General features: G+C 38.0%; 14 protein-coding genes, 2 tRNA genes, 1 pseudogene and 1 riboswitch. Of the genes and pseudogenes, 12 read left to right on the forward strand and 5 right to left on the reverse strand.

The genetic code is table 11. The features are described from left to right. Positions 1-210 precede the first annotated feature (210 nt). From A6A20_RS04165 to A6A20_RS04190, 6 genes are all read left to right on the forward strand, one after another. Positions 211-2,280, forward strand: coding sequence for a TonB-dependent siderophore receptor (locus tag A6A20_RS04165; RefSeq protein WP_279572283.1), 2,070 nt, complete (start codon positions 211-213; stop codon positions 2,278-2,280). Between the two features lie 233 nt (positions 2,281-2,513). Then, positions 2,514-3,612 (forward strand): peptide chain release factor 2 gene (prfB, locus tag A6A20_RS04170; RefSeq protein ID WP_279572284.1). Its coding sequence is split into 2 segments (ribosomal slippage): positions 2,514-2,588 and positions 2,590-3,612, totalling 1,098 coding nucleotides; the frame shifts between segments, so codons are not numbered across the junction. Positions 3,613-3,981: 369 nt separating this feature from the next. After that, a complete protein-coding gene (lysS, locus tag A6A20_RS04175; RefSeq protein WP_279572285.1) occupies positions 3,982-5,490 on the forward strand; it encodes a lysine--tRNA ligase in 1,509 nt (502 codons plus the stop codon). 71 nt (positions 5,491-5,561) lie between these two features. Next, positions 5,562-5,606: riboswitch (PreQ1 riboswitch) on the forward strand. A 2-nt stretch (positions 5,607-5,608) separates the two neighbouring features. Next, positions 5,609-6,295, forward strand: a complete 687-nt coding sequence (queC, locus tag A6A20_RS04180; protein WP_279572286.1) for a 7-cyano-7-deazaguanine synthase QueC — start codon at positions 5,609-5,611, stop codon at positions 6,293-6,295. Further along, positions 6,285-6,713 carry a 6-carboxytetrahydropterin synthase QueD gene (gene queD, locus A6A20_RS04185; RefSeq protein WP_279572287.1) on the forward strand — a complete coding sequence of 143 codons (429 nt, stop codon included), beginning with the start codon at positions 6,285-6,287 and terminating at the stop codon, positions 6,711-6,713. The genes queC and queD overlap by 11 nt, the downstream gene beginning before the upstream one ends. A gap of 3 nt (positions 6,714-6,716) precedes the next feature. Then, a complete protein-coding gene (locus A6A20_RS04190) occupies positions 6,717-7,346 on the forward strand; it encodes a 7-carboxy-7-deazaguanine synthase QueE (protein WP_279572288.1) in 630 nt (209 codons plus the stop codon). A 38-nt stretch (positions 7,347-7,384) separates the two neighbouring features. Here A6A20_RS04190 and A6A20_RS04195 read toward each other — a convergent pair whose 3' ends face one another. Then, a complete protein-coding gene (locus A6A20_RS04195; RefSeq protein ID WP_279572289.1) occupies positions 7,385-7,840 on the reverse strand; it encodes a DUF805 domain-containing protein in 456 nt (151 codons plus the stop codon). A gap of 343 nt (positions 7,841-8,183) precedes the next feature. On the opposite strand from A6A20_RS04195, the gene A6A20_RS04200 reads away from it, so the two are divergent. Further along, positions 8,184-8,516 (forward strand): helix-turn-helix domain-containing protein, encoded by a 333-nt coding sequence (locus A6A20_RS04200; RefSeq protein WP_279572290.1) that lies wholly within the window; start codon positions 8,184-8,186, stop codon positions 8,514-8,516. Between the two features lie 287 nt (positions 8,517-8,803). Here the strand turns inward: A6A20_RS04200 and A6A20_RS04205 are convergent, their stop codons facing one another. Together A6A20_RS04205 and A6A20_RS04210 are read right to left on the reverse strand one after the other, a co-directional pair. After that, on the reverse strand, positions 8,804-9,385 hold the full coding sequence (locus A6A20_RS04205; RefSeq protein ID WP_279572291.1) for a hypothetical protein: 582 nt from the start codon (positions 9,383-9,385) through the stop codon (positions 8,804-8,806). Positions 9,386-9,387: 2 nt separating this feature from the next. Continuing rightward, a complete protein-coding gene (locus tag A6A20_RS04210; protein WP_279572292.1) occupies positions 9,388-9,612 on the reverse strand; it encodes a hypothetical protein in 225 nt (74 codons plus the stop codon). A gap of 175 nt (positions 9,613-9,787) precedes the next feature. Here A6A20_RS04210 and A6A20_RS04215 point away from each other — a divergent pair. Then, a pseudogene (locus A6A20_RS04215) lies at positions 9,788-10,065 on the forward strand (radical SAM protein); the annotation flags it as partial. Between the two features lie 90 nt (positions 10,066-10,155). Here A6A20_RS04215 and A6A20_RS04220 read toward each other — a convergent pair. Beyond that, positions 10,156-10,232: transfer RNA gene (locus A6A20_RS04220), tRNA-Arg, on the reverse strand. A 24-nt stretch (positions 10,233-10,256) separates the two neighbouring features. Next, positions 10,257-10,333: transfer RNA gene (locus A6A20_RS04225), tRNA-Pro, on the reverse strand. Positions 10,334-10,494: 161 nt separating this feature from the next. Between A6A20_RS04225 and folD the strand changes: the two genes are divergently transcribed. The 4 genes from folD to argH all read left to right on the forward strand — a co-directional run bounded on the left by folD (position 10,495) and on the right by argH (position 14,681). Then, complete coding sequence (gene folD / locus A6A20_RS04230; RefSeq protein WP_279572293.1) at positions 10,495-11,349, forward strand: bifunctional methylenetetrahydrofolate dehydrogenase/methenyltetrahydrofolate cyclohydrolase FolD; 855 nt, start codon at positions 10,495-10,497, stop codon at positions 11,347-11,349. Between the two features lie 150 nt (positions 11,350-11,499). Continuing rightward, entirely contained in the window at positions 11,500-12,516 is a 1,017-nt protein-coding gene (gene argC / locus A6A20_RS04235) for an N-acetyl-gamma-glutamyl-phosphate reductase (protein WP_279572294.1), read from the forward strand. After that, positions 12,516-13,289: an acetylglutamate kinase gene (gene argB / locus A6A20_RS04240; protein ID WP_279572295.1), complete on the forward strand. Its 774-nt coding sequence runs from the start codon at positions 12,516-12,518 to the stop codon at positions 13,287-13,289. Before argC ends, argB begins: the two co-directional genes overlap by 1 nt. 18 nt (positions 13,290-13,307) lie before the next feature. Next, on the forward strand, positions 13,308-14,681 hold the full coding sequence (gene argH / locus A6A20_RS04245) for an argininosuccinate lyase (protein WP_279572296.1): 1,374 nt from the start codon (positions 13,308-13,310) through the stop codon (positions 14,679-14,681). The last annotated feature ends 15 nt before the right edge of the window (positions 14,682-14,696 follow it).

The raw sequence follows: 14,696 nt of genomic DNA on the forward strand, positions 1-14,696 counted from the left end.
AGACAAGCTGAAACGGTTATATTTTATAGTCGTTTCAATTAAAAATGAGACAAGGCGGAACGCCGAAGACAGTACAAGTAGTACGGCGAGGCGTACCAACGCTGTATCATTTTAAAGTGGGACGACTATAAAATACGATAAAGCGAAAAAGTGTATTTTTTGCTTTGTGTAACCGCCCCTTGTGGGCTTAACCTAACTAGGAACTTAACAATGAAAAAATCCTTTGTTTATACTGGCTTAGCCAGTGCCATAGCTATGGCAATCAACCCAGCATTCGCAGAAGAAAATGCCTCACAAGCAGAATTGTTAGAGGCTATTGAAGTGGTAGGTACATTAAATAAACTTGATGTACAACCCTTTAATCAAGCAAAATCTGCCACAGTGATTAGCCAGCAAACCTTACAAGAGGAAGGCGTGGTAAAAGCTGATGAATTAGGACGTTATCAAGCAGGTTTTGTCAATCAAACCTATGGTTCAGATACCAATACAAACTGGTTTAATATTCGTGGTGTGGAAGCAAATCAATCCCTTGACGGTGCACCAATGTTAAAACAAGGTTTCTTCTCGCCACAAATTGATTTATTTGGGGTGGAAGCTGTAGAAGTGGTTAAAGGGGCAGACTCTATGACCTTTGGGGCAGCCCAAGCTGGCGGTTTAATTAACTATATTAGTAAACGCCCACATAAAGATCTTGTGGGGGGGGGTACGATCGTTAGTTATGTAGGTAACAAAAACCAACGTGGCATCGGATTGGACTATACGGGCGGATTAAATGCGGATAATAGCCTACGTTACCGTTTAGTGGGATCTTATGCACGTGCCGACGGCGAATGGAATGGCACTTGGTCAGAAAGCTATTATTTTGCTCCCTCTCTTAGCTGGGATATTTCCGATCGCACTCATTTAACCTTGCTTGCTAGCTATTTAAAAAATGTGGGTACACCAAGCTCAAATTTCTTACCACAAAGTGGCACTTTAGTACCAACTGCCTATGGCAAAATTTCTCGTCATGCCAACCTTGGCGATCCGACCCAAGATTATGATCGTAATCATGCCAAAAGTATTGGTTATGAATTTAGCCATGATTTTGGTGCAGGTTTAACCTTTAGCCAAAATTATCGCTATCAATATATTTCTAATCAACATCAAGGGGCTTATGCTTATCCCTCTCAATATGATGCAAACTGGAATCCCATTCCCTTTACCAGTAATTATGATTTAGCCCGAGGTGTTGTGTATAACAATGGGCGAGCAAAAAGCCATAGTATTGATAATCGTATTACTTGGCGATATAACAATGATTGGTTAGAAAATACCTTATTAGCAGGTTTTGATTACCGTCATCAGGATTTTAATTCTCTTTATACTTTATTTGGCTCAACAAGTAGCGTAAATGTATATAGTCCTTCGCTTTCTTATGGACAACCTTATAGTATTAATGCCCCTCGTGTACATATTAAATCCATTCAACAAGGTTATTATTTACAAAATAATGCACATTTATTTGATAGCCTTGGAGTAACCTTAGGTGTCCGCCACGATAGAGCAAGAAATAGTCAGTTAGGTACAGATCAAACTGTGAAGAAAAATCATACTTCTTATTCAGGTTCTATTATGTACTTTAATGATCTAGGCTTAAACCCTTATTATGCTTACAGTGAATCTTTTTATTTGCCGAATGGTTTAAGTGGTGATCAAACCTTATATAAACCTTACATCACTCGCCAACATGAAATTGGGGTAAAATATATGCCAAGTTGGTTAGAGGGGACTATTTCTTTAGCAGCTTTCCAAGCTCGTGATAAAGGAGCATTAATTATGTCAGCCAGTGGTGGTAATACCGTAAGTAGTGCTGATCCAATAGAAAGAAAAGGGATTGAATTAGAAATTAATGCCAATATTACCGATAAATTAAGTGCCTTATTGGCTTATACTTATTTGTATTCTATTGATGAAACTACTCGAGCAAAACAGCCTCTTATCCCTAAACATACCCTTGCGAGCCGTTTAGCTTATCAATTTACCCCTGATTTTAATGCAGGCATTGGCTTACGCTATATTGGTAATAGTGTAACCGCAACAGGATCATTATATTCAGGTGCTAAAGTACCGTCTGCTACCTTAGTGGATCTGTTTGCTAGCTATAATATTTCACCGCAATGGCAAGCTAGAGTAAATATTGATAACCTAGGCAATCGTAAATATCTCGCAGGCTGTGATTACTATTGTTATTACGGCGAGGGCATTAGTGGCGTTGCCAGCTTATCTTATAAATTCTAATTAAAACCTTTCTTGAGTTTAGCTCCGTTAAAAAATTGTATTTAGCGGAGCTTTGTTTTGGCTTATAGTCGTTTTAATGCAAAATCAGACAAGGCAGCACGCCGAAGACAGTACAAGTAGTACGGCGAGGCGTGCCAACACAGTATGATTTTGAAGTAAAACGACTATATTAGCTATCATAATGACACAAAATAGCTTATAATTCGTCGCTTTCATTTAACCAAATAAACATTATGTTTGAACTCAATCCAATCAAAAATAAAATCCTTGATATTCAGCAGCGTACTCAGTTGCTGAGGGGGTATCTTTGACCTTGATAGCAAAATTGAACGTTTAGAAGAGGTTAATGCGGAATTAGAACAACCCGAAGTGTGGAATGATCCTGACAAAGCCCAAGCCTTAGGTAAAGAACGTGTTAGCCTTGAAAATGTGGTTAATACTATTCGTCAACTTGAGCAAGGCGTAGAAGATATTGATGTCTTGCTTGAACTTGCCATTGAAGGCGAGGACGAACAAAGTTTTGCCGAAGCCTGTCAAGAAGTAGAACAGCTAGAACAAAATTTAGCCCAGCTTGAATTTCGTCGTATGTTTAGCGGACAGCACGATAGTGCAGATTGTTATGTGGATTTACAAGCAGGTTCTGGCGGTACGGAAGCGCAGGATTGGACAGAAATGTTGTTGCGAATGTATTTGCGTTGGGCGGAAAGTAAAGGCTTTAAAACAGAATTAATGGAAGTTTCTGACGGCGATGTAGCTGGCTTGAAATCCGCCACCATTCGGGTTTCAGGGGAATATGCTTTTGGTTGGTTACGCACTGAAACAGGTATTCATCGCTTAGTGCGAAAAAGCCCCTTTGATTCTAACAATCGCCGCCATACCTCTTTTGCTGCGGTGTTTGTTTATCCTGAGATTGATGAAGATATTGATATTGAAATTAATCCAGCAGATCTACGCATTGATGTTTATCGTGCTTCTGGTGCAGGCGGACAGCACGTCAATAAAACGGAAAGTGCGGTGCGTATTACCCATTTACCTAGTGGTATTGTGGTACAATGCCAAAATGATCGTTCTCAACATAAGAATAAAGATCAAGCGATGAAACAGCTTAAAGCTAAGTTGTATGAATTGGAATTGCAAAAACAAAATGCGGAAAAACAAGCCATGGAGGAAAGTAAATCTGATATTGGTTGGGGTAGCCAGATCCGTTCTTATGTGCTTGATGACTCAAGAATTAAGGATTTACGCACAGGGGTAGAAAACCGCAATACCCAAGCTGTACTTGACGGTGATTTAGACCGTTTTATTGAAGCGAGTTTAAAGGCGGGGTTGTAGTTTCGGAAGACAGAGGACAGAATACAGAGGACAGTTTTTTTGGGATACTCATTTTATAGCGCATCTATTATTCTGTCTTATGTTCTCTGATAAACAAAGAAAGTAAGTCGCCAACGGCGAAAACCGTTAGCCATAACGAAGAAATTAAAGTATAGTCGTTTCAATTTAAAATAAGACAAGGTGGCACGCCGAATACAGTACAAATAGTATGGCGAGACGTGCCAACACAGTATGAGTTTAAAGTGGAACGATTATAAATTACCAACAATAAAAACGGTTGATAACATAGAAAAAATAAACGAAAAACTCACCGCACTTTGTCATAAAAAAGTACAAATTTAAAAATTAAACATACAAAAAGGTAACAAAATGACAGACCAAAACCAAGAATTAGATTTAAACGGCGAAATGCTTGCTCGCCGCGAAAAATTAAATACCTTACGTCAAAAAGGTAACGCCTTTCCTAATACCTTTCGCCGTAATGCTTTAGCACAGGATTTACATCAACAATATGACGAAAGCGATGGCGAAAGTTTAAAAGCCCAAGAAATCCAAGTCAAAGTTGCTGGACGAATTATGACCAGACGTGTTATGGGGAAAGCGACCTTTGTCACCCTACAAGATGTGAGCGGACGTATTCAGCTCTATATTGCTCGTGATAATTTACCTGAGGGCGAATATCAAAATAACGTAGGGCTATGGGATTTAGGCGATATCGTAGGGGTGCAAGGTACGTTATTTAAAACCAAAACCAATGAGCTTACCGTACGTTGTAACCAAGTGGAATTATTAACCAAAGCGTTACGCCCTTTGCCTGATAAATTCCATGGCTTAAGTGATCAGGAAACCCGTTATCGCCAACGTTATTTAGATTTAATTGCCAATGAAGAATCACGCCGTACTTTTATTATTCGTTCTAAAGTGGTGGCTGGTATTCGTGAATATTTTATTAACAAAGGTTTCCTTGAAGTGGAAACACCTATGCTACAAGTGATCCCAGGCGGTGCATCGGCTCGTCCTTTTGTTACCCATCATAATGCTTTAGATGTGGATATGTATTTACGCATTGCCCCTGAGCTCTATTTAAAACGTCTAGTTGTCGGCGGTTTTGAGCGTGTATTTGAGCTAAACCGTAACTTCCGCAATGAGGGGGTATCCGTTCGGCATAATCCTGAATTTACTATGTTGGAATATTACCAAGCCTATGCGGATTACCACGATTTAATGGATAACACCGAGGAATTATTGCGTAAATTAGCCTTAGATATTCTTGGCACAACCATTGTACCTTATGGCGACTATGAGTTTGATTTTGGTAAACCATTTGAACGCATTACAATGCACGAGGCAATCATAAAATATGGTGCGGAGAAAGGAATTGTGGAAGCAGATTTATATGATTTTGATCGTGCTGTTGCGGTGGCAAATAAATTAGGTATTGAAGTACAAAAATCTTGGGGATTAGGTAGTCTTGTGAATGCTATTTTTGAAGAAGTAGCAGAACCGCACTTAATTCAACCGACGTTCTTAATGGCACACCCGGCAGAAATTTCGCCATTAGCACGCCGTAATGATCAAAACCCAGAGGTAACCGATCGCTTTGAGTTATTTATTGGGGGACGTGAAATTGGTAATGGTTTCTCGGAGCTTAATGATGCCGAAGATCAAAATGCCCGTTTTGATGCTCAAGTTGCTGCCAAAGAAGCTGGCGATGATGAAGCCATGTTTAAAGATGAAGACTTTGTGGTCGCCCTTGAACACGGCTTACCACCAACCGCAGGCGAAGGCTTGGGAATTGACCGCTTAGCTATGCTATTTGCTAATGCCGCTTCTATTCGTGATGTGATTTTATTTCCTGCGATGAAGCATAAGAGTTAATTCTGTATAGTCATTTCAATTTAAAATGAGGCGACTATAAAATTTAGGCTATTTGTATCTACAAATAGCCTTTAACCGTGGTTCGCAAACCTCCCACGCAAAAAAACTAGGAAAATCAATGAACAATTTAGCAACCAACAATCCTAAAGGGATTGTTATCTTTTCGGGTGGACAAGACTCCACCACCTGCTTATTACAAGCCATTCAACATTATGGTGTTGAAAATGTAGAAACCATCAGTTTTCAATATGGACAACGTCATCATATTGAACTGGAAAAAGCCAAATGGATCACTCAAGATCTCAAAGTAAAGCAAACTATCCTTGATCTCTCAGTGATGCAAAGTATTACCCATAATGCCTTAATGGATAGTCAGCAAACCATTGCCCAAGCAAAAGGCGAACTGCCTAACACCTTTGTAGACGGACGCAATGCGCTATTTTTGCTTTACACTGCCATTTATGCTAAAGGGCAAGGCATTAAGGATATTATCACTGGGGTTTGTGAAACCGATTTTAGTGGCTATCCTGATTGTCGAGATGTGTTTATCAAATCAATGAATATCACGCTCAACCTTGCGATGGACTATCAATTCAATATTATTACCCCATTAATGTACCTAACCAAAGCCCAAACTTGGCAACTTGCCGATGAACTGGGCTATTTAGACTATATTCGCCAACATACTCACACTTGTTATCAAGGGATACAAGGCGGCTGCGGACAATGCCCAAGTTGCCAATTAAGGGAAAAGGGCTTGCAACAATATTTACAACAAAAGCAAGGGGGAAATAATGGCATTTAAGATTAGCAAAGAATTTAGCTTTGATATGGCGCATTTACTTGATGGACATGATGGCAAATGCCAAAATTTACACGGACACACCTATAAATTACAAGTGGAAGTAAGCCAATCTTTACAGCAAACAAGGGCTAAAAAAGGTATGGTAATGGATTTTGGCGACATTAAAAATATCGTTAAACGTGCCATTCTTGATCCCCTTGATCACGCCTTTATTTATGATCAACATAGCGAACGAGAAAGCCAAATTGCTCAGCTACTGAACCAACTCAACTCAAAAACTTTTGCTTTTCCGACGCGTACAACCGCAGAAGAAATGGCGAGATTTATTTTTAACCGTCTAAAATACGAGGAAAATTTACCCGTCAGTGCCATTCGTTTATGGGAAACGCCCACCTCATTTTGTGAATATCAGGAATAAATTATGCCAACACAAGCATTATTTGATCCACAATTTAATATTGTGGAAATTTTTGAAAGTTTACAAGGAGAAGGCTTTAACACAGGCATGCCGAGTATTTTTGTCCGCTTTGGCAAATGCAACCTCTCCTGCCCTTGGTGTGATACCAATTACAACCAGTATCAGCCCTATTCCCTAAGCCAAATTATGGCAAAAGTGCGGTCGTTTTCCGCAAAAAATATTATTATCACTGGCGGCGAACCTACGATTGTGCCACATTTAAGCCTACTGTTAGAACAATTAAAAGCGGAAGGCTATTTTCTCGCCATTGAAACCAACGGCTTAAAACCTATTCCACCGCAAATTGATTATATCGCCACCAGCCCCAAACGTTTATATCTGCACAAATACCGCCAACGCTGTATTCCTTTTGCCCATGAAGTCCGTATTGTTGCCGATGACGATGTTTTAGCATTTTGTGAACAAATTGAAACCACCATTGAAGCCCAACATTATTACCTTTCCCCTTGTGAAAACGAGGGCGAGATGAATTTGGAACAAACCATTCGCCAATTAGGCTTATTAAACCAACGCCCCAATAAACCTAAATGGCAGTTGAGTATTCAAACCCATAAGTTGGTGGGGATGAGGTGATTAGATTGTTCTATAAACTTTTACTTATATTTTTTCAATCACTCTGTCTTATCATCAAAACTATTAGTTGATTTAGAACCTTTTATAAAACATAAAGATATAATACATATTATTGATAATATAGCGAGTATTGGTCTAAGAATAACAACAAATCCATTCTGATCTAAAAATGGAAAGAAAAAGCTTATTACATCGCATAAAAATATAATAATAAACAATAAACTCTCATTAGCTTTTTTATCAAAATCATGTATTCTTCTTACAATATGAGAATATTTAATTAAAAGATAAATTCCTGCTATGAAGAGGACTAATAGTAAACTAATCATTAAATCAGAGAATGAATTAATATTATGACTCTTTTTGATCATAAATGTAAAAAAGCTAGCTAGCAGTAGAAATAAAATACTTAAAAATGGTAGAAATAAAGTAAAATGTAATCTACTAATTCTTCCTTTAAACCCAAAAAGAAACCAAAATACTTTTTTTAACATAATTATCCACTCCTTAATTATAACAAATAAAAAATTAGTCTCTGTATTTCTACTATAGCCGCTTCAATTTAAAATAAGACAATGCAATATTGAAGACATTACCAAGAATAAAGCAAAGCGTATCAACAACGTATTATTTCAAAATGGAACGATTACAATTTGGTGTAATGAATAAAATTCCTATTTTGATCATTACCGTATTAATCCCTTTTTTAGTAAGCAACTCTAATTTTATTCATCAACTGAATAATTAGTTATCATTATATTCCTACAATAGTATTCAGTCAATGCTAAAAATAACCAAAAATTATGCCATAAATGAATAACTAATAAGGAAATAAACATGGCACAATTAATATCTACTAACATTGATAAGATAATTGGACAACGAATTCAACAAAAACGTAAGGAATTAGGTTATACGGCAGAAAAACTATCAGAATATGTAGATATTTCACAACCACAGCTTTCTCGCTATGAAAGAGGTACAAATAAAATTAATATAAGTCATTTAGTTGCAATAGCTAATTTCCTAAGAACACCTATAAGCTACTTTTTTGTAGGTTGTATAGAAACTGGTGAATGGAATAGTGATGAGCTGGATTTGTATTGGCAACAATTAACACAAGAACAAAAAAAAGCTTTTATAAACTTATTAGAAAAAATAAAAAATTAGCAGCAAATAGATTTTCATTTTTTCACAAAATGAAAATCTATCACTAATAATTAAATTTATAAATAACCTAACAGATACATAATACCCCTAATTATCCCAATTATGACTGTTGTAAAATCTAAAACAGCCCAAAGAATTTTGTCTGTCATAAGATCTTTTATTGCTGAATAAATAGGTAATATCGCGAAAAGTGTAAATATAACATAAGATAAAACACCAACAATGTTATAGAATATTTCTTTAATATAACTGAACATACGCATATTGTTGTTATACTCCTATCAATGTTAATAACTTGTTGTATCGCAAATAACATCACTTCCTAAATTATAACATCTTGTTCGACTTGTTTTTTGTGATCTATTATTTTGCATTGCTCTATTAAAACGCTCATTATTTCGTTCTAATTTTCGCTGAAATATGGCATTTTCTGCCGCAATTCTTTCTCTATGAGCCTGATTTATAATATCATAAGCTTTATGGTATCTAGCTTGAATAACAGAAATATACTCACTTGCTTGGTAATAAGTAAGCTTTTTATCTCTTACCCCTATAATAATTTTATAAAAATCTGTATAAAATTCTAACTCAGGGGAAATATGATAAATAGCTTCTAATTGATACACTGTACTTTTAATAATATGAGCTAATTGATTTAAACTAGCTATTTCTTCTTGGTTTGCATATTGATTTACAGGTTCCAATTTATCAAACATTTTTTGAGCAACATTTATTACATTTTGATGTTTGGCCAATTCTGCATTAGTTTGTTTTACAACCTCAGTAATACGATTAGGAATGTTATTACTAGCACTAGTACAACCGAATAATCCCCAAATGCATACAAAAATAAAAAATATTGATTTCATAGTTAATCTTTCCAAACTCCACGCTCTAAATCAACATAAATAATTGATGAGCAAAAACTTTTTCGCACAGTAATGTTAAATTTAAAACCGCCACTACCGCCCACAGTATAAATACATCGGCAATAAGGATAACGGCATTCTTGGGAGTCCAAATAAGCACTATCCCAGTTATCAGCATAGACAAAACTAGAAAAGAATAATGCCATAGATAAAATCATTTTTCTCATTAGATTCATATTACCTCTTACAACAACGCAATTATAAATGAATATTTATTTTAAATAATATTCATTTATTGTCAATATTGATTTATGTTTTTTATAATGGAGTTTATTAGCTAAGCTGACTACCAACTTCATAGAGTTATTATTGATTAGATAATATTTTAGGAGAGGGCTTTAAACCAACGGCTTAAAACCTATTCCACCGCAAATTGATTATATCGCTACCAGCCCCAAACGCTTGTACCAGCATAAATACCGCCAACGCTGTATCCCTTTTGCTCATGAAGTCCGCATTGTTGCCGATGACAATGTTTTAGCATTTTGTGAACAAATTGAAACACCATTGAAGCCCAGCATTATTACCTCTCCCCTTGTGAAAACGAGGGCAAAATGAATTTGGAACAAACCATTTACCAATTAGGCTTATTAAACCAACGCCCCAATAAACCTAAATAACAGTTGAGTATTCAAACCCATAAATTGGTGGGAATGAGGTAAACCAAATAGCTTATTGATATTAATATAAGAATAGTAATGATGAATAAATGGCACGCCCTATTGGATTCGAACCAATGACCTACGGCTTAGAAGGCCGTTGCTCTATCCAGCTGAGCTAAGGGCGCATTTCATTGGGATATTTAGAAAGGTGGTCGGCGAGATAGGATTTGAACCTACGACCCACTGGTCCCAAACCAGTTGCGCTACCAAGCTGCGCTACTCGCCGATATGTGATTGATGATTATAAATTTCTTTTCGTGTCAGTCAATCATTTTTTTCTATTTTAGGTTTGAACGGTTAAATTTATTTCAATTAGTCTTACATTTCCCGCTATTTTCTGACAGAATAAGCACGCAAAAAATTTCTTGTTCAAATAAAGGTATCAGTATGACCGCAAAAATTATTTCAGGTACAGAATTAGCGAAAAATATTAAATCACAGATTGCGGATAAAATTCGTAATTATGTTACACAAGGTAAGCGAGCGCCCGGGTTGGCGGTTATTTTAGTGGGGGCAGATCCTGCCTCACAGGTTTATGTGGGAAGTAAGCGTAAAAGCTGTGCAGAAATTGGTATTGAATCAAAATCCTATGATTTACCCGAACAAACCTCTGAAGCAGAGTTATTAGAGTTAATTGATAAATTAAATCAAGATAATCAAGTTGATGGCATTTTAGTGCAATTACCTTTACCAGCCCATATTGATACCACCAAGGTGATTGAACGCATTGCCCCAAATAAAGATGTGGACGGCTTTCACCCTTATAATGTTGGGCGGTTATGTCAGCGTATTCCTGTGCTACGTGCTTGCACCCCTTATGGGATTATGAAGTTATTAGCCACCACAGGCGTGGATTTGCATGGGCAGCACGCGGTGATTGTGGGGGCATCTAATATTGTCGGTCGTCCAATGGCGTTAGAGCTTTTATTAGCTGGGGCAACGGTAACGGTAACCCATAAATTTACTCAAGATTTAGAATCCTATGTACGTCAAGCGGATATTTTAGTGGTGGCTGTGGGCAAAGCGAAGTTTATTGCTGGGGAATGGATTAAACCGAATGCCATTGTGATTGATGTGGGCATTAATCGTGTTGAGGGCAAATTATTGGGCGATGTGGATTTTGAACAAGCACAACAACGAGCCAGTTTTATTACCCCTGTACCGGGTGGGGTTGGTCCAATGACGGTGGCAATGTTAATGGAAAATACTTTATTGGCGTATGAACGCCACCAAAATCTATAATGAATAATGATTCCACTTTAAAAGGGGATTAATATTCCCCTTTTTATATAGACCCAATTCTCTTGATATAAAAATTTAAACAAAAATTCATTGCTTTAAAATAATATTTATGCAAAATATTAGCATAAATAATCAATTTAAGGGGCGTTTATGCTAAATGCAATCATTATCGGAGCAAGTGGTTATACAGGGGCGGAATTAGCCAGAATTTTGCTTTCTCACCCTTATTTTCATTTGCAAGGACTTTATGTATCCAGCCAGAGTGCGGATGCAAATCGAAATATCTCTGAATTATATCCGCAACTGAAACAGGTAGTGGATTTGCCTTTATTGCCGTTGCCCGATTCAACGGAAAAACTGACCGCACTTGCGGAAAATGTGGATTTAGTCTTTTTAGCTACGGCACACGAAGTCAGCCACGATCTTGCCCCTATTTTTTTGCAAGCAAATTGTCAAGTTTTTGATTTATCTGGGGCATATCGGGTTAATAATAGCGACTTTTATCGCCAGTTTTATGGCTTTGAGCATCAATATCCCGATTTATTAGCTAAGGCAGTATATGGTTTAGCGGAGTGGAATGCGGAACAAATTAAGCAAGCAGATTTAATTGCTGTCCCAGGTTGTTATCCTACGGTTTCTCAGCTTTGTTTAAAGCCCCTGATTGAAAATCAGCTGTTAGATTTAACCCAATTACCGATTATCAATGCGGTCAGTGGCGTGAGTGGTGCGGGGCGTAAAGCCAGTTTAACCAGCAGTTTCTGTGAAGTGAGCTTACAGCCTTATGGCGTGTTTCATCATCGTCATCAACCTGAAATCGCGACACACCTTGGTACCGACGTGATTTTTACCCCACATTTAGGCAATTTTAAACGTGGCATTTTGGCGACAATTACCGCAAAATTACAACCTCAGATTGATGAACAGCAAGTTTACGCCTGTTATCAACAATATTATGAAGACAAACCCTTGGTTCGTTTGTATTCACAAGGCTTGCCAAGCATTAAAGCCGTTGAATTTAGCCCTTATTGCGATATTGGTTTTGCTTGTCATCAAGGACATATTATCGTTGTGGGGGCAGAAGATAATTTACTCAAAGGGGCGGCAGCACAAGCGGTGCAATGTGCCAATATTCGTTATAATTTAGCGGAAACAACAGGATTAATTTAATGAAACCATTAGTCATTAAAGTCGGCGGTGCATTATTAGATACAGCACAAGCAATAGACAATTTATTCAATGCCTTGGCAAAATATATGCAGAACAATGCCCGCCAAATCGTGATTGTGCATGGTGGCGGTTGCGTGGTTGATGATTTATTACAACAGCTTAACTTACCAGTGCAGAAAAAAAATGGCTTGCGAATTACACCAAGCTCACAAATTGAAGTGATTGTTGGGGCATTGGCAGGTATCGCCAATAAAAAACTGGTGGCACAAGCCAGCAAAGCTCAACTTAATCCCGTAGGGCTGAGCTTAGCCGATGGCAATATGACCCAAGCGGAAGTTTTCGATCCTGAATTGGGACACGTTGCGAATGTCTTTGGCAAAGACAACAAATTATTATTGAATTTATTACAACACCATTTTTTACCCATTATCAGTTCCATTGCGGTTGATAAAAATGGAATATTGATGAATGTGAACGCCGATCAAGCCGCCACAGCGATTGCACAACTGCTCGATGCGGATTTATTATTGTTATCCGATGTTGATGGCGTGCTTAATCAAGATAAACAATTATTGAACGAATTAACCAGCCAACAAATCGATCAGCTTATTCAACAGCAAGTGATTACGGACGGAATGATTGTCAAAGTCAATGCTGCTTTAGCGGCGGCAACTACATTACAACGTGGCGTGCGTATTGCCAGCTGGAAAAATGCTGAAAAACTGACCGCACTTTTTGCGGGCGAACAAATTGGCACAACCATTAAACCTTAATAACGAGAGAGAAAAAATATGGCACTTTGGGGTGGACGTTTTACACAACCAGCAGATCAACGTTTTAAAGCCTTCAACGATTCTTTACGCTTTGATTATCGCTTAGCGGAGCAAGATATTGATGGCTCTATTGGCTGGTCAAAAGCCTTAGTTAGCGTGGGCGTATTAACGCAAGAGGAACAACAACAGCTAGAACAGGCTTTACAACAATTAAAACAAGAAGTCTTGCAACAACCTGAAATGATTTTGCAAGATGATGCCGAAGATATTCATAGCTGGGTAGAAAGTAAGCTCATTGATAAAGTAGGTAGCTTAGGCAAAAAATTACACACAGGGCGCAGCCGTAATGACCAAGTGGCGGTTGATATCAAACTTTGGTGTAAACAGCAAATTACCCTATTACAAAAATCCTTACGCCAATTACAAAGTAAATTAGTGGAAACCGCCGAGCAAAATCAACAATCCGTTATGCCCGGTTATACCCACTTACAACGAGCCCAGCCGATTACCTTTGCTCATTGGTGTATGGCGTATGTGGAAATGCTAGAACGAGATTATAGCCGTCTTACTGATGCTTACCAACGGCTAGATAGTTGTCCACTGGGTAGCGGGGCGTTGGCTGGAACTGCTTATGCCATTGATCGTGAACAATTAGCCAAAGATCTCGGTTTTGCCACTGCCACCCGCAACAGCTTAGACAGCGTATCGGATCGTGATCATATTATTGAGTTATTATCCACTGCCTCATTAAGTATGGTACACCTTTCTCGCTTTGCGGAAGATATGATTATTTTCAACAGTGGCGAAGCAAATTTTGTGGAATTATCCGATCGGGTTACTTCAGGTTCATCATTAATGCCACAAAAGAAAAACCCTGATGCCTGTGAGTTAATTCGTGGTAAAGTGGGACGTGTAGTGGGCGCATTGACAGGTATGTTGATGACAGTAAAAGGCTTGCCATTAGCCTATAACAAAGATATGCAAGAAGACAAAGAGGGCATTTTTGATGCCTTAGACACTTGGCACGATTGTTTAGATATGGCGACCTTAGTGTTAGAGGATATTAAAGTCAATGTAGAACGCACTCGCAATGCCGCCCTCAAAGGCTATTCAAATGCCACTGAATTAGCGGATTATTTAGTGGCAAAAGGCGTACCATTTCGTGATTCTCATCATATTGTCGGCGAAACAGTGGTTTATGCCATTGAACAGGGCAAAGCCCTCGAACAGCTTACAATCCCAGAGTTTAGACAATTTAGCCAAGTGGTTGGCGATGACGTCTATGAAATTCTTTCGCTACAATCTTGTTTAGACAAACGTTGTGCCAAAGGTGGCGTTTCCCCACAACGTGTCGCCGAAGCCATTGCAGAGGCGAAAGCGAGATTAGTTTAATTTGTTAGGTAAAGT

The sequence above is a fragment of the Volucribacter amazonae genome (genome assembly GCF_029783845.1).
Taxonomy (GTDB): domain Bacteria; phylum Pseudomonadota; class Gammaproteobacteria; order Enterobacterales; family Pasteurellaceae; genus Volucribacter; species Volucribacter amazonae.

Coding starts and splice junctions, on each gene's coding strand:
- argB (WP_279572295.1), top strand. CDS start 12,516: ATGAAACCATTAGTCATTAAAGTCGGCGGTGCATTATTAGATACAGCA.
- folD (WP_279572293.1), top strand. CDS start 10,495: ATGACCGCAAAAATTATTTCAGGTACAGAATTAGCGAAAAATATTAAA.
- queC (WP_279572286.1), top strand. CDS start 5,609: ATGAACAATTTAGCAACCAACAATCCTAAAGGGATTGTTATCTTTTCG.
- A6A20_RS04205 (WP_279572291.1), bottom strand. CDS start 9,385: ATGAAATCAATATTTTTTATTTTTGTATGCATTTGGGGATTATTCGGT.
- A6A20_RS04195 (WP_279572289.1), bottom strand. CDS start 7,840: ATGTTAAAAAAAGTATTTTGGTTTCTTTTTGGGTTTAAAGGAAGAATT.
- argH (WP_279572296.1), top strand. CDS start 13,308: ATGGCACTTTGGGGTGGACGTTTTACACAACCAGCAGATCAACGTTTT.
- A6A20_RS04165 (WP_279572283.1), top strand. CDS start 211: ATGAAAAAATCCTTTGTTTATACTGGCTTAGCCAGTGCCATAGCTATG.
- queD (WP_279572287.1), top strand. CDS start 6,285: ATGGCATTTAAGATTAGCAAAGAATTTAGCTTTGATATGGCGCATTTA.
- A6A20_RS04190 (WP_279572288.1), top strand. CDS start 6,717: ATGCCAACACAAGCATTATTTGATCCACAATTTAATATTGTGGAAATT.
- lysS (WP_279572285.1), top strand. CDS start 3,982: ATGACAGACCAAAACCAAGAATTAGATTTAAACGGCGAAATGCTTGCT.
- A6A20_RS04210 (WP_279572292.1), bottom strand. CDS start 9,612: ATGAGAAAAATGATTTTATCTATGGCATTATTCTTTTCTAGTTTTGTC.
- A6A20_RS04200 (WP_279572290.1), top strand. CDS start 8,184: ATGGCACAATTAATATCTACTAACATTGATAAGATAATTGGACAACGA.
- argC (WP_279572294.1), top strand. CDS start 11,500: ATGCTAAATGCAATCATTATCGGAGCAAGTGGTTATACAGGGGCGGAA.